We start from the raw sequence: 17,360 nt of genomic DNA, 5'->3' as shown, positions 1-17,360 counted from the left end.
GACAATCCCTTCACGGATAACCCTCGCTGAGGATGGCGACCTTGCAGGTGGTAGCCGTCCGGGCACGATTGTTGACGACTAGTGCCGGGTTTGTCACTAACTTCCGTGAAATTGGTACTACACGTGGGTGATTTTCATTTCCAAGTAGGGCAAGTTATGTGATCTTGTAACGCCCACTCGGGTGGGTGTTCAGCCGAGCGACAGCGCACGCACGCGATCGATCGTGCCGTTGAACCAGTTCTGGTCGCCGGGGAGACTGCCCTTGTTCGAGAACTGCCAGATGGTGTGGGTCTTCCAGCTCGCGGGCAGCTCGCCGATCTCCGTGTTGTACCGCGCGATCCACAGCGGGTTCTGCCAGAACACGTTGCTGTTGCCGGTGCAGCGCTTCCACCAGCTCGTCGACGTGTAGATCGCCGGATGCCGCCCGGTCCGCCACAGATACGTCTCGGCGAACGACGCCATCCACGCGACCATCTGCGCCGGCGTCTTGCCGTAACAGGTTTCGCCGTACGGGTTGTACTCGACGTCGAGCGCGCCCGGCAGTGTCTTGCCGTCGCCTGACCAGCCGCCGCCGTGGTCGACGAAGTAGTGCGCCTGCGCCGCGCCGTCCGAGATGTCGGGGCGCGCGAAGTGATAGGCGCCGCGGATCAGACCGACGCCGTAGGAACCGTTGTACTGCTGGGGAAACCGGGGATTGACGAAGCCGGTGCCCTCGGTCGCCTTCACGTAGACGAACTTCGCGCCGGTCCTGGCGGCACCGGGCCAGTCGACGTCGCCTTGATGACCGCTGACGTCGTGGCCGAGCGTCTGCGCTTCGCCGCCGTACAGCGGCCCCACCGACACGTTGACGCCTTCGTGCAACGCGATCTGGGAACCGGCGTAGTGTTCCTCGGCCCCGTCGTACCTGGGCCCGCTTTCCCGTGCGACGGCGGGGGTCTGCGCGAGCAGCAAAACCCCCGCCGCGAGGACGGCCCCCCAGCCTTTCGAACACACTCTGCGACTCATCACGTCGCCACGATCCCCCGGACAAAGAGAATCAGCGACTCGAACATCACCCGAAAGTGTTGCTTTCGGGCCGAAAAAATTGGGCCGAGTGGGTTAATCCGGCCCTAACGGCGCTCGTCTGAAAGGGCTTTGTCGAGGTGCTCCGAGGGGACGATCGCGGTGAGCCGGTCGTGCGGGTTGATCGTCACGGGGTGCCCGGCGAGCAGCGGGACCATGTCCCGGCCCAGCACCGCGCGGGCGTGCGGCCATTCGCGCGGGACCAGCGATTTGGCCGTGTACGCGGGCACGAGCACCTTGCCGTCGGTGTTGTGGAACCCGATCACCGTGCGCTGCACCGGGGAAAGGGCGTAGACGAACAGCGTCGAGTCGAGGATGACGCGCGGCAGGTCGGCGGCCGGGCGGTGGTTCGTGCGCACCAGCTGGAGGAGCTGTTCGAGCTCGTTGCGCGGCTCTGGGAAGCCGAGCGCCTTGGGCGAGGGACGGTAGCGGTCGTTGGGGTGGAAGTCCTCGACGATCTCGCCGCCGCCGTTCACCGGGTACGCGCCGACGACCGCCCAGGACGGCACCGGGCCGTCGGGATCGAAGGCCTCGTCGATGACGTACAGCCAGCTGTTCGGGTTTGCCTTGGCGTTGGCGCGCATCTCTTCGGTGATCTTCGGTTTCTTCTTGCCCGCCGGGCTCGACGCCAACCGATCCGCCTCGTCCCGCTGCGCCATCGCCATCCCCACGTTCCGGGTGCCTGAAGGTTTGTTCGCGCTCACTCTACTGTTCTCCCATGGCCTCTTCGCGTACGGTCGACCCCGCTGAGTTACGAGCCGCGATCGCGGCGATTTCCCCCTGGTTGAGCGGATCCGGTCCGGATCCGGCCCGTCCCGAGCTGGCCGCGGCGGTGCGGCTGAGCCTGCGGACGCTGGCCGGGGACGCCCCGGGGAAGAGTGTCGAAGTGCGGGTGCCGCCGTTCGCGGCTGTGCAGTGTGTCGAAGGATTGAGCCATACCCGCGGGACTCCGCCGAACGTCGTCGAAACGGATCCGCGTACCTGGCTGGAACTGGCGACCGGGCTGCTCGGGTGGGCCGAAGCCGTCGAATCGGGGCGGGTCACCGCCTCCGGGAGCAGGGCCGATCTGGCCCGCTGGCTGCCCTTGGTCCGCCTCTAACCTCGCTGCCGGATGTCATGAAAGGGTCTTTCAGGACGAGATATGTCCTGAAAGACCCTTTCATGACATGCCCGAGGGCTAAGCCTTACGGCCGATGCCGCCCGAGATCGTCCGCTGGGCAGCGTTCAGCTCCTTGATCCGCGGGCCGTCCGGCCACCAGTCGACGCACAGCTTGACGCCGGGCTCGACCATCTCGAGGTCGTGGAACAGCTCCTCGATCTCGGCCTTCGTGCGGAAGGTGCCCGAGCCCATCGGGCTGTGGATGAAGAAGTCCTCCATCTTGCGGGCGGTCTCGGACAGCTCGTCCTCCGGGTCGGAGAAGTGCGAAATCGCCACGTAGGAGCCCGACGGCAGCGCGTCGATGTACTTCTTCATGATCTTGGCGGGCTGGTCGTGCGGCCCGTTGTAGTGGTGCAGGGTCCCGAGCTGCAGCAACGCGATCGGCCGCGTGAAGTCGATGTGCCGGCGGATGTCCGGGTTCTCCATGATCCGCTCGGGCTCGAAGATGTCGTCCGAGACGAAGTGCGTGTTCTCGTTCTCCTCGAGCAGCGCCCGCCCGTGGGCGAGCACGACCGGGTCGTTGTCGACGTAGACGACCTTGATCTCCGGGTTGATCCGCTGCACGACCTGGTGCGTGTTCTCGGCGGTCGGCAGGCCGGATCCGAGGTCGAGGAACTGCGTGATGCCCGTCTGGCTGGCGAGGAACCGGCAGGCGCGGATCAGGAAGCCGCGGTTCTCGGTCGCCAGGTCCTGCGCCTCGGGGGCGGCCTGCTGGACCTTGCGCAGCACCTCCCGGTCGATCTCGTAGTTGTCCTTGCCGAGCAGGAAGGCGTCGTACACCCGGGCGATGCTGGCCCGGGTCGGGTCGACACCCACAGGCACTCGTTCCGTCCGGGGCGGGGCGTCGGGCATCTTGAACCTCACAAAACTGTGTCGGAAGTCTCGGGCTCTACGTAGAGTAGAACCACGTACGCGACCGGTAAACCGAGCCATCCCTGTCGTGTCGAGGCCCAAACGTGTACTTTCAGTAATCGGCTTGTTCTCCTGTGAGTGTCGTCGTGCGAAAGGTCCCCGGTCGATGAACGCGGTCACCCCGCCTGGCGGTGAGCAGTCCCTGGGTCCCACCGCGCGACGGATGATCCTCGGCTCTCAGCTCCGCCGGATGCGTGAGGACGCGGGCATCACGCGCCAGGAGGCCGGCTACAGCATCCGCGGCTCGGAGTCGAAGATCAGCCGTCTCGAGCTCGGCCGCGTCGGCTTCAAGGAACGCGACGTCGCCGACCTGCTGACCATGTACGGGATGACCGACCCCGGCGAGCGGCAGCAGTTCCTCGACATGGTCAAGGAGTCGAACGAGCCGGGTTGGTGGCGCCGCTACGGCGACCTGATGCCGAGCTGGTTCAACGACCTGGTCGGGCTCGAAGAGGCCGCGGCCCGGATCCAGGTGTGGGAGCCGCTGTACGTCACGGGCCTGTTGCAGACCGAGGCCTACGCGCGGGCGATCATGAGCCACGGTCGCAAGGACATGGTCAACGAACAGGTCGATCGCCGGGTCGCGCTGCGGATGCGGCGGCAGAAGATGCTGTCGCGGCCGGACGCGCCGCGCTTGTGGCTGGTGCTCGACGAGTCGGTGCTCTACCGGCCGATCGGCGACCGCGAGGTGCTGAAGGCCCAGATCGACCACCTGCTGGAGATGATCCAGCAGCCGAACATCTCGGTGCAGGTTCTCCCGTTCGACCGGAGCGGCTACTCCGCGGACAGCGCGTTCTCGCTGCTCAGGTTCGCGGAAGAGGAATTGCCGAACATCGCGTACACCGAGTACCTGACCGGCGCGCACTACATCGACAAGCGCGACGAGATCGAGCGGTACAGCCGGGCGCTGGACATGCTCGCGGTCGACGCCGAGACGCCGGATCGCAGCCGCCAGATGCTGTTGAAGCGCCGCGCCGAAATCTGAGCCGATCACCGTTGTGGGGCTGGCCGCCGTTCCTGGAGCGGCCGGGGTTTTCTTGCCTGCGCCCAAAATTCCGGCAACAAGTCGTAGTTGTTCACCCGTTGGAGACGGCGTGAGTCACCCTTTGGTGGGATGGCTGAGGACCTAAGTCATCACTGCACGCGAATTCTGCAAAAACTTCTGCACGTGCATTTACCGCTGCAGTCACACGTGCTAACTTTGGGATCACAGGCAAATGCACATGCAGATGCATCGCCCGAAGTCTTCTGTCGGGGAAGGTGGGGACCATGGCTGAACAGTTCGACAACGGCATCCCGGCCGATCGTCTTACCGGCGCCCAGTGGCGCAAAGCCAGCTACAGCAACGCGATCGGCAACTGCGTCGAGGTGGCGCCGCTCGCTTCCGGAGAGATCGCGATGCGCAACTCGCGCTTCCCGACCGGTCCGGCCCTGATCTACACCCAGGCCGAGATGGCCGCATTCCTCGCGGGTGCCAAGGACGGCGAATTCGATGACGTTCTCGGGTGACACCATCACCGCGGAAATCACCGACATCGAAAGCGGCCTGCAGGAACTGATCCACCGCGGGTACCAATTCGTGCACCCGTGCGACGCGAACGGCGAGGTCATGGCCGTGGTCGGCGTGCGAGTCCACGACAACGTGGTCGACGTGGTCCGGCTCAACGCCGAGGACGACGTCGTCGCGACCCGCATGCCCGGCACCGAGGAGGACATCCTCGAGCCCGAGGTCTGGTTGTGGCGGTACACCGGCGACGCGGCGACGGTGCTGACGGCACTGCTCGCGCTCCCGGACGAGCGCACACCCGGCTCGCTCTACGTTCCGGAGACCGCGGCCAAGGGCTGCTGGGTCCCCGGCCGCGGTGGCACGTCCAAGTGGCTCGCCGCGGGTTAGGCAGCTCCTAAGCACAGTCGACCGCCTCTGTCGAGGGGGAGCGGTCGGCTGGTCGGGGGTCGTGAGTGACGGGTCTTGACACCCGCTCGTCACTCACGGTCATCAGCCGAAGCGTGTCCAGCGCCACCTCGTGCGGCGCGTTGATCTCCTGCTCACCGTTTACACTGGTGGCGGCCTGCCCTCTTTCTCCCTGGGAGCACCTCGGTGGTTTCCGACCCGTCCCTCGCCGGACAGCCCGTGACCGACCAGCCCGATCCGGAACCCCGCGAGGAATGCGGTGTCTTCGGTGTCTGGGCGCCCGGAGAAGAGGTCGCGAAGCTGACCTACTACGGGCTCTACGCACTTCAGCACCGCGGCCAGGAAGCGGCCGGCATCTCGGTCTCCGACGGTTCGCAGATCGTCGTCTTCAAGGATCTCGGCCTGGTCAGCCAGGTGTTCGACGAGCAGGTCCTGCAGTCGCTGCAGGGACATATCGCCGTCGGGCACTGCCGCTACTCGACCACCGGCGCCACCATCTGGGAGAACGCGCAGCCGATCTTCCGCACCACCGCGACCGGCAGCGGATTGTCCTTCGCGCACAACGGAAACCTCGTCAACACCGCGGAGTTGCGGGATCGCACGGTCGAGGCCGGGCTCAAGCCGCACGCGGGGCTGACCGGTTCGTCCAGCGACTCCGACCTGGTGTGCGGGCTGCTCGCGGCCAACGCCGCCGACAAGGGCATCGAAGCCGCCGCGCTGGAACTGCTGCCCACCCTCAAGGGCGCGTTCTGCCTGGTCTTCGCCGACGAGTCCACCCTGTACGCCGCGCGCGACCCGCACGGCGTGCACCCGCTGGTGCTCGGCAGGCTCGAACGAGGCTGGGTCGTCGCCAGCGAGACGGCCGCGCTGGACATCTGCGGCGCGTCGTTCGTCCGCGAGGTCGAGCCCGGCGAGCTCATCGCGATCGACGCCGAGGGCCTGCGCTCCTCGCGGTTCGCGAACCCCGAGCCCAAGGGCTGTGTCTTCGAGTACGTGTACCTCGCGCGCCCCGACACCTCGATCGCCGGCCGCAGCGTGCACGCCACTCGCGTCGAGATCGGCCGCAAACTGGCCGCCGAACACCCGGCCGACGCCGACCTGGTCATGCCGGTGCCCGAATCCGGCACCCCGGCCGCCATCGGCTACGCACAGGGCTCCGGCATCCCCTACGGCACCGGCCTGGTGAAGAACGCCTACGTCGGCCGCACCTTCATCCAGCCGTCGCAGACCATCCGCCAGCTGGGCATCCGGCTGAAGCTGAACCCGCTGCGCGACGTCATCCGCGGCAAACGGCTCGTGGTGGTCGACGACTCCATCGTCCGCGGCAACACCCAGCGCGCGCTGGTCCGCATGCTGCGGGAGGCGGGCGCGCTCGAGGTGCACGTCCGGATCGCCTCGCCGCCCGTGCGCTGGCCGTGTTTCTACGGCATCGACTTCGCCTCCCGCGCCGAATTGGTGGCCAACGGCGTCGACCTCGACGGCATCCGCCGCTCCATCGGCGCCGACACCCTGGGCTACATCTCCCTGGACGGGCTGGTAGCGGCGTCGGAGCAGCCGAAGTCGCGGTTGTGCACCGCGTGCTTCTCCGGCGAGTACCCGATCGCGCTGCCCGAAGACGCGCTGATCGGGAAGCACCTGCTGGAGAGCCTGGACTCGGTGAATGGCGCGGCGAAGCCCGTCAGCCCTGCCGGGTACGGTGCTGAGGACGCCATCCGGCGTCCCTAGACCTCTCTTCCAGAGTTGGAGTCCGCTTCCGTGAGCGAGTCCACGAGCGCCACGTACGCCGCCGCCGGCGTCAGCATCGACGCCGGTGACAAAGCCGTCGAGCTGCTCAAACCGCACGCCGAGAGGGCCACGAGGCCCGAGGTGATGGGCGGCGTCGGCGGTTTCGCCGGGCTGTTCTCCCTGAAGCTGGACAAGTGGAAAGAGCCGGTGCTGGCCTCGTCGACCGACGGGGTCGGCACCAAGATCGCCGTCGCCCAGGCGCTCGACAAGCACGACACGGTCGGCATCGACCTGGTCGCGATGGTCGTCGACGATCTGGTCGTCACCGGCGCCGAGCCACTGTTCATGCAGGACTACATCGCCGTCGGCAAGGTCGTGCCGGAGAAGATCGCGGCGCTGGTCGGCGGGATCGCCGAGGGCTGTGTCCAGGCGGGCTGCGCGCTGCTCGGCGGCGAGACCGCGGAACACCCCGGCCTGATGGGCGAGCACGACTACGATCTCTCGGGCACCGGCATCGGTGTCGTCGAGGCGTCGAACGTGCTCGGCCCGGAGCGGGTCCGCCCCGGCGACGTCGTCCTCGCGCTCGGCTCGTCCGGCCTGCACTCCAACGGCTACTCGCTGGCCCGGCACGTGCTGCTGGACATCGCGCGGATGCCGCTCGACGGGCACGTCGAGGAGTTCGGCCGCTCGCTGGGCGAGGAGATGCTGGAGCCGACCAGGATCTACGCGAAGGACTGCCTCGCCCTGGCGGCCGAGGCCGACGTCCGCACGTTCGCGCACGTCACCGGCGGCGGCTTGGAGCAGAACCTCGCCCGCGTCATGCCGCGCGGCCTGGTCGCGCGGCTCGAACGCGGCACCTGGACCCCGGCGCCGGTGTTCGCGCTGATCGGCCACCGCGGCAAGGTCGAGCGCGCCGAACTGGAGAAGACGTTCAACATGGGCGTCGGCATGGTCGCGATCGTCGGCCCCGACGACGTCGACCGCGCGCTCGCGATGCTGACGGCGCGGCACGTGCCGGCGTGGATCCTCGGCGACGTGCAGCCCGCGGAAGACCCGGACGGCCCGCGCGCCGTGCTCTCCGGTGACCACCCTCGCTTCTGATTTAACGGCTTGGGCCCGGGTGACACACTGGGTCCGTGGCTGATGACGTGGTGATCGGTACCCGGTTCGTGATCCCGGGTGCCGAATTGAGCGAACGGTTCTCCCGGTCTTCGGGCCCGGGTGGGCAGGGCGTGAACACCACGGACTCGCGGGTCGAACTGTCCTTCGACGTGGCCGGTTCGGCGTCCGTCCCGGAACATCTCCGGGCCCGGATGCTGGACCGGCTTTCGTCGCGCCTGGTCGACGGGGTCGTCACGATCGCCGCGTCCGAGCATCGCTCCCAGCTGATGAACCGGGAAGCCGCGCGGGCACGGCTGGTGATGCTCCTGACGGACGCGTCGGCGCCCCCGGCCGCCAAGCGGCGTCCCACCAAACCCTCACGAGGTTCGAAGGAACGCCGCCTGGCGTCGAAGAAGCGCCGCGGCGAGGTCAAGAAGTCACGCCGAGGCGGCTACTCAGACGACTGACAGGTGCACGCACTCCGCGGCGGTCTTGAACCCGACCCGGCCGTAGACGCGTTCCGCCTGCCCGGCGCCCGGCGTCAGAAACACCGACCGGCCGCCGCGCGCGTGTGCCTCACGCGTCAGGTACTCCGTCATCGCCGCGGCGATCCCGCGGCTCCGGTACTCATCGAGCACCCCGATCCCGGCGATCTCCGTCGCGCCGTCGAGGATCGCGGTCGCGACCCCGCCGCCGACGACCTCGCCGTTCTCGCCGACCGCCATCACCGAGATGGTTTCGCCACTCAGCTGATCCGGCGACGGGTCGAGGTGTTCATCGGGATCGGTCTCCCCGAACGCCAGGTTCTGCGCCCGGATCATCCGCCGGAGTTCGCCCTCGGTCTTCGGGGTGACCAGGCTGATCCCGGCCGGTTTCGGCTGTTCGACGACCTGCCCCGGAACGCAGATCATCAGCGGAACCCGCCGCTCCAGCGTGTACCCGCACCGGATGAGCACGGCTTCGGCCTCCGGGACGGCTTCGGTGAGGAACTCCAGACGCGGCGCGAGCCCGCGCTTGCGGAACGCCTCGGTGAGCGCGGCGACGTCGTCCTCGGTGGGGACGGCGCCGTCGTCGGGGATCGCGTAGTTGAGGAAGGGGCTGCTGGATTCGAGGTAGTACGTGGCCAGGAACGGCCCGATCCGCTCGGTTTCGCGGAATTTCGCCGCGGTGAGGCGGATGTAGGACTGCAGAGCACGAATCGTCTCGGAAAGCACTGGTGGAAAGCCTTTCGGGCAGAAGAAAGAGACGCACGGGAGGATCCGCGTGCGTGGTGGGGCTGGCGGGTGCGCCGGCTAGCTCGTGCCGACGCCACCGAAGGCGTCAGGCATGAGGCATCCCTCTTTCTTGATGCGTAGGGCTTTCGCGATCACTTTCGCACGACGGTCAACCGATTTACCTCCGCTGCGGATGCGCGATGCCCGAGTACCGCTCGTCCCAGACCGACCTCGGGACCCGGAGCCGGACCGGGGCCTCGCACACCCGCCGGACCTGCGCCGGGATCGCCACCGGCGGCCGGACGTCCAGGCGGTGCCACAGCCGTTTGCTCACCGCGGCGCCCGCGACGGCGCCCAGGGTGTTCAGCAGGATGTCGTCCGCCGAGGTCACCCGGCCCGCCTGGATCAGATACTGCGTTCCCTCCACCAGCACCGAGACGGCCAGCGCGCCCAGCGCGATCCGGCCGAGGGAGCGCAGGCGGCGGAACCGCATCGGGAGCAGGGCGCCGAGCGGGCTCAGCATGAGGACGTTGCCCAGCGCCTGCCAGAGATTGGCGCTGTCGTTCAGGGCGAGGCGCAGGTCGGTGCCGGGTTCGAGGTTCAGCCTGCTGCCCTGCACGCCGGCCACCGGCATCGTGACCAGGCACAACACCAGGAAACAGGCCAGCACGAGCGTCATGTCGACGGCGGCCGTCGCCGACGCGGAGAAGAGGTCGGCCTGTCTTCGCCGGCGTCGATGCGCCGCGAGCAACGGCCACCCGAGCAGTGCGTACGGAACCGCGGTGATCGTCAACGGGATCATCACACCGAAAGCGCGGAGCAGCTCACCCATGGCCTTCCTTTCCGGAGCGCCCAAGATCACCTTCGCATCACAAGATCGACTCGGCATGGCGGAGTCACCGCACTAAGAGGTGATCTTTTCCGGTGGCGGAAAAGGTTTTCCCATGCTCGGCACCGTCCACAAAGGAACCTGTGGACAAACCTGTGGACGGCCGCGAACCAACCGGAAGAAGGTGTTATCCCGCAAGGAAAAGCCTTGTGGGTGACCTGTGTACTACTTGCCGTGTCCGGCGAGTTCCCGCGCGTGTTCGAGCAGCTTTTGGAGGTGCAGCCCGCGACGCACGTCACACGGGTGCGAGGTCGTGCCGCTCGCCGCCATCGCGGCGAAATCGTCCAGGAGCGCGGTGTACGACTCGCCCGCCGAGCCCGGCTTCCGGCCGAGCGTGCGGTACCCGTGCTCGCCGTAGACGGCGACCTCGACGACCGTCGGCTGGATCGGCAGCCGAAGCGACAGGGTCGCCGTACTGGTCGCGCCACCCTCGTGGGCTAACAGCAATTGCCACAGATCGTCATCGGTCCGGTTCGCCGCGAGCACTTCGGTGATCTCGCCGAGCGCGGCGTCCAGCAGATCGAGGGCGTGCGGGCCGATGTCGGCGAGCGCGCCGGAGTCGTGCCGCCACGCCGAGGACTGGTACTGGCCGCCAAGCAACGCGCCCGAAAGCCATCGGGCCCCGCCGCCCCGCCAGCCGCCCGCTTCCTTGATGCCGTCGAGCCACTCGCGGGTCATCGGCGAGAAACGCAAGATCAGGACCACGAGAGCCGCGACGCCCGCGGCCTCCACCGCGTCCGCGAGCCGCCGCGCGCCGTCGAGATCCGCGGCGATCGGCTTCTCCAGGATCAGATGCTTGCCCGCTTCGGCCGCCCGGACCGCCAGCTCCGCCTGAACGGCGGGCGGCACGGCGAACGCGACCGCGTCCACCTGGTCGAGCAGCTCGTCGAAGCTGTCGACGGCCTGGGCGCCATGCGCCTCGGCCAGCTCCTTCGCGGCTTCGGGACGCCTGGCCCAGGCCGCGCGCAACGTCATCCCGGGGTGATCGGCGAGACCTGGCGCGTGCACCGTCTTCGCCCACGGACCGGCACCGACCAGACCCGCGCGCAGCTGTCCCTGTCCCACGCCCCCGAGTCTAGGTGTGCCGTCACGCAAGCTGAACGCACCATCGAGTTGCGTTTATTGCGAATGTTGCGAATAATTCGTTCGAGAGCCGATACTGGGACCACGTTGAACACAGGAGCAGTGATGACTGCGCTGAACATTGACCAGATCGTCCCAGGACGCCACGACATCGACGTGGCGCTCGAGGCACTCCCGCACGTCGAGGCCTACCTGGCTCGGCGGCATGAAAGGGACACCGTGCGCGTCGTCGTCGACGAACATGAGGAGTCCGTGGTCGTCCCTCGCGGGGTGGTCGACCTGATGGCTCGGGTGCTCGCCTTGGTGGCGGCGGGTGAGAGCGTGGCCATCGTCCCGTCCCATGCCGAGCTGACCACACAGCAGGCGGCCGACCTGCTCAACGTCTCCCGGCCGTTCCTCATCGGGCTGCTCGAAGCGGGGCGGATCGAGTACCGCACGGTCGGTAAGCACCGGCGGGTGAAAGCCAGTTCGCTCCACGACTACTTGCGTGAAGACGACCATCGGCGCCGCGAGGCCGCGGACGAGCTTTCCGCCTTGAATCAGGAGATGGGGCTGACCTAGCAAGTGGCCTTCGTGGTCCTGTTCGACGCCAACGTGCTGTACCCCAACGTTCTACGCGATCTCCTGCTCCGGATCGCGCAGAGCGGTTTCGTCCAGGCCAAATGGACGGACGAGATCCTCGATGAGGTTTTCCGGAACCTCCGCAAGAACCGGCCCGATCTCGACCCCGGCAAGCTGGACAGGACGCGGCACCTGATGAACGCCTCGGTCCGGGATTGTCTCGTCACCGGCTACGAACCGCTCATCGCCACGCTCGACCTGCCCGACCCGGACGACCGCCATGTCCTCGCGGCGGCCATCAAGGCGCAGGCGCGTGTCATCGTGACCGAGAACCTGCGGGATTTTCCCGGGCGGGCCCTCGGTCCCTGGAACGTCGAGGCGCAGACCTCGGACGACTTCGTCCTCGATCGGATCGAGCTCTGCGAACGAGTGGTCGTGGAGGCGGTGCGGCGAATCGTGAACTCACGCCGCGCTCCGCCTACCAGCGTTTCCGAGGTTCTCGACGCTTTGGAGCGCTGCGGCCTCCGTAAATCGGTCGCGGCGCTCCGTTCGGGTCAGGAGTAGCTGTAGAAGCCGCGGCCGGTCTTCTTGCCGAGCAGGCCGGCGTCGACCATGCGCAGCAGCAGCGGCGGCGAGGAGTACAGCGGCTCCTTGAACTCGGCGTACATCGAGTCCGCGATCGCCTTGATGGTGTCCAGGCCGATCAGGTCCGACAGCCGCAGCGGGCCCATCGGGTGCGCGGTGCCGAGCTCCATGCCGCGGTCGATGTCCTCCGCGGACGCGAAGCCCGACTCGATCATCCGGATCGCGGAAAGCAGGTACGGCACGAGCAGCGAGTTCACGATGAACCCGGCGCGGTCCTGCGACCGGATCACGGTCTTGCTCAACGCCGTCGTCGCGTGCTCCTCGGCACGGCGGGCGGTGTCGTCGCTGGTCAGCAGCGAGGGCACCAGCTCGACGAGCGGCAGCACCGGGACCGGGTTGAAGAAGTGGATGCCGATCACCTGCTGCGGGCGGCCGGTGGCCATGCCGAGCTTCATGATCGGGATCGAGGAGGTGTTGGACGCGAACACGGCGTCCTCACGCTCGACGATCTTGTCCAGCGACCGGAACACCTCGACCTTGGCCTGCTCCTGCTCCAAGATCGCCTCGATGACGAGGTCGCGGTCGGCGAACTCGCCGATCTCGGTGGTGAAGCGGAGTCGTCCGAGCGCGGCGTCGGCGTCTTCCTGCGAGAGCTTCCCGTTCTTGACGCCGCGCTGCAGCGACTTCTCGATCCGCGCCCGCCCGGAGTCCAGCGCCGGCTGGTTCACCTCGGTGACGATCACGTCCAGCCCGGCCCGTGCGTGCACCTCGGCGATGCCCGAGCCCATGAGCCCGGCCCCGACGACACCTACTCGCGCTACGTCAGACATGGCACCTCCTCATATTTTGGGCAGCACGCGACACGCGAGGGTGGTCACCGGGGCAAGCCCGGATCCACCCTCGCGTGTCACGCGTTGCTCAGCGGCGGTATTCGTCGTACCCGTCGTACGGGTCTTCGTCGTACCGCTTGTCGTCCTCGTGCCTGTCTTCCGAGGAACTACTGGACAGCTCGCGCTGCAAAGCATCGAAGTCGGTTTCGTGCGAGCTGTACTTGAGCTCGCGCGCCACCTTCGTCTGCTTGGCCTTAGCCCGGCCGCGCCCCATGGCTCGACCCCCTCGCACAGGGGCGGGGCGGCCGGGGGAATCGGCGGCCCCGCATCGTCTCGACAATTCTTTCCTGCTGACACCGTACCGTGTCCGGGGGGTTGGATGCGACGTGGCACGGTGTGCCGGTGGCGACAGTGTTCCCCGAACGCCGGTTACCGGCCGGTCGGTGGCGATAGTCGCAGGTCGGCGTGCCACGATGCTCGTGTGCCCCGTCCGTTCGCGGCTTATCTCCGCGTCTATGAGCCCCTGCTCGCGCTGGGGGATCCTCCGGACGAACGCCTGCTCGAGGCCGTCGAGGCGGCCCGGCTCGATCGTTCGGCCGCGGGCGAACGTGAGCAGGCATTGTGGCTCAAGTCACAGCATGTCGGCCGGTTGCTGCCCGCCGAACTCGCGGACGGCAGGGCCGCCCCCAGTCTCGTCACCGACGTTCTCGTCCTCGACCCTGAAGACGTGCCGGAGGGTGAGCACGGCGACGCCGGTCCGGGTCCGCTGATCTGCCCGATGGAGATCCGCGCCCGCTCGGCCGCGGCGCTGGTGACCTTCCTCGGCGACGCGCATCCGGCGCTGAAGAACGCGGTGCTCGAGGCGGGCGGCGCGTCGATGGACATGATCCGCTCCCGGGCGAAGTCCGCGATCGGCGACTTGTCCGCCTCGGCCTCGCACACGCTCTCGACGACGTGGACCGTTCCGCTCCCGTGGTTCGTCCTGTTCGACCCCGGGATGCGCCGGGTCAAACTCGGCAAGGGACGCGACGACCCGGAGCGCGAGGTGTCGTGGCGGGTCTCCATCGCCGACGCGCGGTATCGCGCCCGCGAGGTCGGGGACCTGCTCGAAGCGACCTTCGGCGACTCCGGACCCGGCCGGGTGCTGCTCGAGACGCGACGCTGGCTCGACAGCTTCCACCCCGGTTCCGCGGTCGAACTCGACTACGGCGGCCTCGTGCAGCTCTTCGCCGACTCGATCCTGCAGTCCGATACGACCGCCGAAGAGGTGCACGACATCCTCGACGCGCTCCGCACCGGCAACGTCGACGAGCTGGCGGAACTGTTCGCCGACCTGCGGGACTTCTGGGGCGACCTGGCCGCGCGGGAACGCGCGAACTAGCCGAAGAGGCCGGCGGTGACCTTCAGCTCGCCGACCGGTTTCCCGCCGCCGAGAACCGCGTCGCGCGCGAGGCCGGCGGCTTCGTCGCCAGGGTCGATGCCGAGGTGGCGCAGGGTCGCGAGCAGCAGCGGGAGCCGGGCGCGGGCCGCGCCGTCGTCGATCTTCAGCGCCAGCGCCGTGCCGTCGGGGAGCGCGAACGCGTGCACTCCCTCGGCGCCGCCCTTCGAGAGCAGACCGTCGATGGTCCGCATCAGCACGGTGTCTTCGCGGCCGGTGCCCGCGACCTGCCACGGATGCGCGCGGACGGCGTCCGCGACCCGGCGTTCCGGTCCGCCCATGGCGGTGACCAGCCTGCCGAAGGAGCGGGCGAGGCCGGTGAGGGAGAACGCGAACAGCGGGGCGCCGCAGCCGTCGACGCCGACCGTCTCGATCGTCTCGCTGGTGAGGTCGGCGACGGTGGCTTGGACGATCTTCTGCAGCGGGTGGATCTCTGCCGTGTAGTCGCCGGTCGGCCAGCCGAGCTGGGCGCAGGTCGTGAGCATCGCGGCGTGCTTGCCGGAGCAGTTCATCGCGGCCCGGCGTTTCCCCGTCGACGCGACGGCCAGCATGCTCGGCTCGTGCAGTGGGAAGGCGGGCGGGCAGGCCAGCGCGTCCTCGGTGAGCCCGGCACGGGAAAGCATCGCCAGGGCGCCCTCGACATGGCCGGGTTCGCCGTTGTGCGAGCCGCAACCCAGCGCGAGTTCCTCGTCGCCGATCGTGAGACCGGCGCGGAGCATCCCGACGGCCTGCAGGGGTTTGTTGGACGAGCGCGGGTAGACCGGCCGCTCGATGTCGCCGGCGGAGAAGCGCACCGAGCCGTCCGGGGCGGTGATCACGAGCGCGCCGCGGTGGACGCTCTCCACGAAACCGGATCGGACGACCTCGACCAGGACCGGATTCGTCACTCGGATCCGCCGCGTTCGGTGTCGAGCAGATCGTCGACCGATGCCGTGCCTTGGCGGTAGCGGGTCGCGATCTCGGCGTTGATCGTGTCCATCACTCCCTGCACCTCGCGGCGGTACGAAGAGACGGAGACCTCTTCGTCGGCGTACCGGTTGAGGGCGTTGACCAGCTTCTCGTCCGAGAGCGTGCTGACGTCGGAAAGGTCCGTGTCGCCGATGAGGGCCTCGGCGAACCGCCGGTGCTCGCCCGCGCGCGACGGCTCCAGCCGCTGATGCCTGCCCGAACCCGTTGCCGGGCCGATGGCGTTGTCCGCCAGGATCGCGGCCAGGCGCTCGACGACGCTGCTCTCGCCGCCGGAACTCCGGCGCTCCTGCTCGGCCCGCACGATGTCGATGCGCGCGTGGAGCAGGCGCCGCAGGTACGACAGGTCGGTCTCCTCCTGCGCGGCCTCGTCACGGCGCTCGCGCAGCACGGAGAGGGTCAGCTCGCCGAGGTCGCTGAGATACCCAGGGCCGAGCACGCGGTCGATACGACGGCGACCACCGGGCCGGACTTCGATCACGCGCGTAGCTTATCGCGCTCCAGCGGAAATGTTCCGCAGGGAGCGATACCACAAGGATCTCCGCCCCTTCCGAGACCCTCCGCCGGGCGGCTGCTCTTTCGGTCCCTTCCAGAGCCCGCCCCCCACCCGTCCCGGGGGCGGCCCCTGGTCCAGTCTACCGGCGATGGGCGGGGAAAAGTGCTGGTCGGCGGGGTTGTCCACAGGTGGACGGAGTTGTGGACAACTTGTGGATGAGTCCGTGAAGGCCTCCTTCCCTACTCTCAGGGTAGGGAAGGAGGCCTTCACGGACAGCCAGAAAAACCCGTTCAGCCCCGCAGCCGCTGAGCCGCTTCCCGTCCGGGAGCCGGAGCCTCACCAGGCACCGAGTCCGGGTCGATGGTCGCCTGCACGACGCGATCCTCGGCGCCCACCAGCAGCTCCGCGCCCGGCTGAGTCGAGCGTTTGACCAGCGCCAGCGCGATCGGGCCCAGTTCGTGGTGCTGCACCACGCTGCCGACGCGCCCCACCGTCCGCTCGCCGAGCACCACCGGATCGCCGGTCTCCGGCGTGATCTCCGGCGAACCGTCCAGGTGCAGCAGCGCCATGTACCGCGGCGGCCGCCCGACATTGTGGACTTTCGCGACGGTCTCCTGCCCGCGATAGCAGCCCTTCGCCACGTGCGCGGCGGAGTCGACCCAGTTCACCTCGTGCGGGATCGTGCGTTCGTCGGTGTCGACGCCCAGCCGCGGCCGCAGTGATTCGACCCGCAGCGCGTCGAAGGTCCAGCTGCCCGCCGGTCGCGCGCCGGCGTCGGTCAGGCGCCGCCACCAGTCGGCCAGTTCGGCGCGGGGCACGGCGAGGTCGACGCTGTGCCGCCCCGGCCACGGCATCCGCCGCGCGAAACCGCCGGGGATCGCCACGACCGAGTACGGGTCCGAGCCCACGGAGACGCCCACGGAGTCCAGTACGCGGTCCGCGTCCGGGCCGAGGACGGTCAGCAGCGCCAGCTCGTCCGACACATCGCGGATGTCCACTTTGGACCAGAACTTCATCGCTTCGAGGTAGTCGCGCAGTGTCTGCTTGCCGCCGGACGGCAGCGCGCTGGTGGCGACCGCGCCCCGGTCACTGTCCAGCCACACCGTGCCGTCCGCGTGCGCGACGACCATGTGCGTGTCGACGCGGCCTTGGCTGTCCAGCACGAGCGCCTCGGTGCCGGTGCCCTCGGCGAGCCCGGTGACGTGCTGCGAGATCACCAAATGCAACCAGGACAACCGTTCTTCCCCGGTCACGGCCAGGATCTCGCGGTGCGAACGGTCGATCACGACCGCGCCGCGCGCCGCGGTCCGTTGCTCGGCGAAGGGGTCACCCCAGTGCCACGGGACACCTTCCTCCGGATGCCCGTCGGGTGCCGCGATCGGTCCGGGAAGCTCGAGCAAGGGGGAGCGGTAGGGCATGAAACCCAT

21 protein-coding genes are annotated in these 17,360 nt (G+C 68.4%); 10 read left to right on the top strand and 11 right to left on the bottom strand.

What is annotated here, in order from left to right; translation table 11 throughout:
* Positions 1 to 189: 189 nt before the first annotated feature.
* Positions 190 to 1,005, bottom strand: a complete 816-nt coding sequence (locus tag AORI_RS79960) for a lysozyme (RefSeq protein WP_043848456.1) — start codon at positions 1,003 to 1,005, stop codon at positions 190 to 192.
* Between the two features lie 104 nt (positions 1,006 to 1,109).
* Complete coding sequence (locus tag AORI_RS79955; RefSeq protein WP_037334719.1) at positions 1,110 to 1,727, bottom strand: type VII secretion system-associated protein; 618 nt, start codon at positions 1,725 to 1,727, stop codon at positions 1,110 to 1,112.
* Positions 1,728 to 1,780: 53 nt separating this feature from the next.
* Between AORI_RS79955 and AORI_RS79950 the strand changes: the two genes are divergently transcribed.
* Positions 1,781 to 2,161 carry a sterol carrier family protein gene (locus tag AORI_RS79950; RefSeq protein ID WP_043848455.1) on the top strand — a complete coding sequence of 127 codons (381 nt, stop codon included), beginning with the start codon at positions 1,781 to 1,783 and terminating at the stop codon, positions 2,159 to 2,161.
* A gap of 78 nt (positions 2,162 to 2,239) precedes the next feature.
* On the opposite strand, the gene AORI_RS79945 is transcribed toward AORI_RS79950, so the two are convergent.
* Positions 2,240 to 3,037 (bottom strand): SAM-dependent methyltransferase, encoded by a 798-nt coding sequence (locus AORI_RS79945; protein WP_016338032.1) that lies wholly within the window; start codon positions 3,035 to 3,037, stop codon positions 2,240 to 2,242.
* Positions 3,038 to 3,239: 202 nt separating this feature from the next.
* Here AORI_RS79945 and AORI_RS79940 point away from each other — a divergent pair, with 202 nt between their 5' ends.
* The 6 genes from AORI_RS79940 (at position 3,240) to arfB (ending at position 8,338) form a co-directional block, all read left to right on the top strand.
* Positions 3,240 to 4,118: a helix-turn-helix domain-containing protein gene (locus tag AORI_RS79940; protein WP_016338031.1), complete on the top strand. Its 879-nt coding sequence runs from the start codon at positions 3,240 to 3,242 to the stop codon at positions 4,116 to 4,118.
* 284 nt (positions 4,119 to 4,402) lie between these two features.
* Positions 4,403 to 4,642: a DUF397 domain-containing protein gene (locus tag AORI_RS79935; RefSeq protein ID WP_005152616.1), complete on the top strand. Its 240-nt coding sequence runs from the start codon at positions 4,403 to 4,405 to the stop codon at positions 4,640 to 4,642.
* Positions 4,626 to 5,027 carry a hypothetical protein gene (locus tag AORI_RS79930; protein WP_016338030.1) on the top strand — a complete coding sequence of 134 codons (402 nt, stop codon included), beginning with the start codon at positions 4,626 to 4,628 and terminating at the stop codon, positions 5,025 to 5,027. The genes AORI_RS79935 and AORI_RS79930 overlap by 17 nt, the downstream gene beginning before the upstream one ends.
* A 204-nt stretch (positions 5,028 to 5,231) precedes the next feature.
* On the top strand, positions 5,232 to 6,770 hold the full coding sequence (gene purF, locus AORI_RS79925) for an amidophosphoribosyltransferase (protein ID WP_007032554.1): 1,539 nt from the start codon (positions 5,232 to 5,234) through the stop codon (positions 6,768 to 6,770).
* 30 nt (positions 6,771 to 6,800) lie between these two features.
* Positions 6,801 to 7,871, top strand: coding sequence for a phosphoribosylformylglycinamidine cyclo-ligase (gene purM / locus AORI_RS79920; RefSeq protein WP_007032555.1), 1,071 nt, complete (start codon positions 6,801 to 6,803; stop codon positions 7,869 to 7,871).
* Between the two features lie 35 nt (positions 7,872 to 7,906).
* Positions 7,907 to 8,338, top strand: a complete 432-nt coding sequence (arfB, locus tag AORI_RS79915) for an alternative ribosome rescue aminoacyl-tRNA hydrolase ArfB (RefSeq protein WP_016338029.1) — start codon at positions 7,907 to 7,909, stop codon at positions 8,336 to 8,338.
* On the opposite strand, the gene AORI_RS79910 is transcribed toward arfB, so the two are convergent.
* From AORI_RS79910 to AORI_RS79900, 3 genes are all read right to left on the bottom strand, one after another.
* Positions 8,327 to 9,085, bottom strand: coding sequence for a GNAT family N-acetyltransferase (locus tag AORI_RS79910; protein WP_016338028.1), 759 nt, complete (start codon positions 9,083 to 9,085; stop codon positions 8,327 to 8,329). The two genes, arfB and AORI_RS79910, sit on opposite strands and share 12 nt — an antisense overlap.
* 178 nt (positions 9,086 to 9,263) lie before the next feature.
* Entirely contained in the window at positions 9,264 to 9,917 is a 654-nt protein-coding gene (locus tag AORI_RS79905) for a VanZ family protein (RefSeq protein ID WP_016338027.1), read from the bottom strand.
* A gap of 222 nt (positions 9,918 to 10,139) precedes the next feature.
* Complete coding sequence (locus AORI_RS79900) at positions 10,140 to 11,039, bottom strand: Gfo/Idh/MocA family protein (RefSeq protein WP_016338026.1); 900 nt, start codon at positions 11,037 to 11,039, stop codon at positions 10,140 to 10,142.
* A 123-nt stretch (positions 11,040 to 11,162) separates the two neighbouring features.
* On the opposite strand from AORI_RS79900, the gene AORI_RS79895 reads away from it, so the two are divergent.
* Both AORI_RS79895 and AORI_RS79890 read left to right on the top strand, forming a co-directional pair.
* A complete protein-coding gene (locus AORI_RS79895) occupies positions 11,163 to 11,618 on the top strand; it encodes a helix-turn-helix domain-containing protein (RefSeq protein WP_016338025.1) in 456 nt (151 codons plus the stop codon).
* A gap of 12 nt (positions 11,619 to 11,630) precedes the next feature.
* Positions 11,631 to 12,182, top strand: a complete 552-nt coding sequence (locus AORI_RS79890; RefSeq protein ID WP_228688269.1) for a PIN domain-containing protein — start codon at positions 11,631 to 11,633, stop codon at positions 12,180 to 12,182.
* On the opposite strand, the gene AORI_RS79885 is transcribed toward AORI_RS79890, so the two are convergent.
* Together AORI_RS79885 and AORI_RS79880 are read right to left on the bottom strand one after the other, a co-directional pair.
* On the bottom strand, positions 12,173 to 13,033 hold the full coding sequence (locus AORI_RS79885) for a 3-hydroxybutyryl-CoA dehydrogenase (RefSeq protein ID WP_016338023.1): 861 nt from the start codon (positions 13,031 to 13,033) through the stop codon (positions 12,173 to 12,175). The two genes, AORI_RS79890 and AORI_RS79885, sit on opposite strands and share 10 nt — an antisense overlap.
* Positions 13,034 to 13,121: 88 nt before the next feature.
* Positions 13,122 to 13,307, bottom strand: coding sequence for a DUF3073 domain-containing protein (locus AORI_RS79880; RefSeq protein ID WP_016338022.1), 186 nt, complete (start codon positions 13,305 to 13,307; stop codon positions 13,122 to 13,124).
* Positions 13,308 to 13,514: 207 nt separating this feature from the next.
* Here AORI_RS79880 and AORI_RS79875 point away from each other — a divergent pair, with 207 nt between their 5' ends.
* Positions 13,515 to 14,414 (top strand): DUF8083 family protein, encoded by a 900-nt coding sequence (locus AORI_RS79875; protein WP_016338021.1) that lies wholly within the window; start codon positions 13,515 to 13,517, stop codon positions 14,412 to 14,414.
* On the opposite strand, the gene AORI_RS79870 is transcribed toward AORI_RS79875, so the two are convergent.
* From AORI_RS79870 to ygfZ, 3 genes are all read right to left on the bottom strand, one after another.
* Complete coding sequence (locus tag AORI_RS79870) at positions 14,411 to 15,358, bottom strand: asparaginase (protein WP_016338020.1); 948 nt, start codon at positions 15,356 to 15,358, stop codon at positions 14,411 to 14,413. The genes AORI_RS79875 and AORI_RS79870 overlap by 4 nt on opposite strands.
* A complete protein-coding gene (locus AORI_RS79865; RefSeq protein ID WP_016338019.1) occupies positions 15,355 to 15,918 on the bottom strand; it encodes an RsiG family protein in 564 nt (187 codons plus the stop codon). Before AORI_RS79865 ends, AORI_RS79870 begins: the two co-directional genes overlap by 4 nt.
* A gap of 305 nt (positions 15,919 to 16,223) precedes the next feature.
* Positions 16,224 to 17,351: a CAF17-like 4Fe-4S cluster assembly/insertion protein YgfZ gene (ygfZ, locus tag AORI_RS79860; RefSeq protein WP_043849249.1), complete on the bottom strand. Its 1,128-nt coding sequence runs from the start codon at positions 17,349 to 17,351 to the stop codon at positions 16,224 to 16,226.
* Positions 17,352 to 17,360: the final 9 nt, after the last annotated feature.

This window comes from Amycolatopsis keratiniphila (assembly GCF_000400635.2).
Taxonomy (GTDB): domain Bacteria; phylum Actinomycetota; class Actinomycetes; order Mycobacteriales; family Pseudonocardiaceae; genus Amycolatopsis; species Amycolatopsis keratiniphila.
This window is presented reverse-complemented; position numbering and strand designations above follow the sequence as displayed.

What these genes read in the sequence shown, in the direction of transcription:
- AORI_RS79960 (WP_043848456.1), bottom strand. Translation starts at nt 1,005, where the DNA reads ATGAGTCGCAGAGTGTGTTCGAAAGGCTGGGGGGCCGTCCTCGCGGCG.
- AORI_RS79955 (WP_037334719.1), bottom strand. Translation starts at nt 1,727, where the DNA reads ATGGCGATGGCGCAGCGGGACGAGGCGGATCGGTTGGCGTCGAGCCCG.
- AORI_RS79950 (WP_043848455.1), top strand. Translation starts at nt 1,781, where the DNA reads ATGGCCTCTTCGCGTACGGTCGACCCCGCTGAGTTACGAGCCGCGATC.
- AORI_RS79940 (WP_016338031.1), top strand. Translation starts at nt 3,240, where the DNA reads ATGAACGCGGTCACCCCGCCTGGCGGTGAGCAGTCCCTGGGTCCCACC.
- AORI_RS79935 (WP_005152616.1), top strand. Translation starts at nt 4,403, where the DNA reads ATGGCTGAACAGTTCGACAACGGCATCCCGGCCGATCGTCTTACCGGC.
- AORI_RS79930 (WP_016338030.1), top strand. Translation starts at nt 4,626, where the DNA reads ATGACGTTCTCGGGTGACACCATCACCGCGGAAATCACCGACATCGAA.
- AORI_RS79905 (WP_016338027.1), bottom strand. Translation starts at nt 9,917, where the DNA reads ATGGGTGAGCTGCTCCGCGCTTTCGGTGTGATGATCCCGTTGACGATC.
- AORI_RS79895 (WP_016338025.1), top strand. Translation starts at nt 11,163, where the DNA reads ATGACTGCGCTGAACATTGACCAGATCGTCCCAGGACGCCACGACATC.
- AORI_RS79885 (WP_016338023.1), bottom strand. Translation starts at nt 13,033, where the DNA reads ATGTCTGACGTAGCGCGAGTAGGTGTCGTCGGGGCCGGGCTCATGGGC.
- AORI_RS79880 (WP_016338022.1), bottom strand. Translation starts at nt 13,307, where the DNA reads ATGGGGCGCGGCCGGGCTAAGGCCAAGCAGACGAAGGTGGCGCGCGAG.
- ygfZ (WP_043849249.1), bottom strand. Translation starts at nt 17,351, where the DNA reads ATGCCCTACCGCTCCCCCTTGCTCGAGCTTCCCGGACCGATCGCGGCA.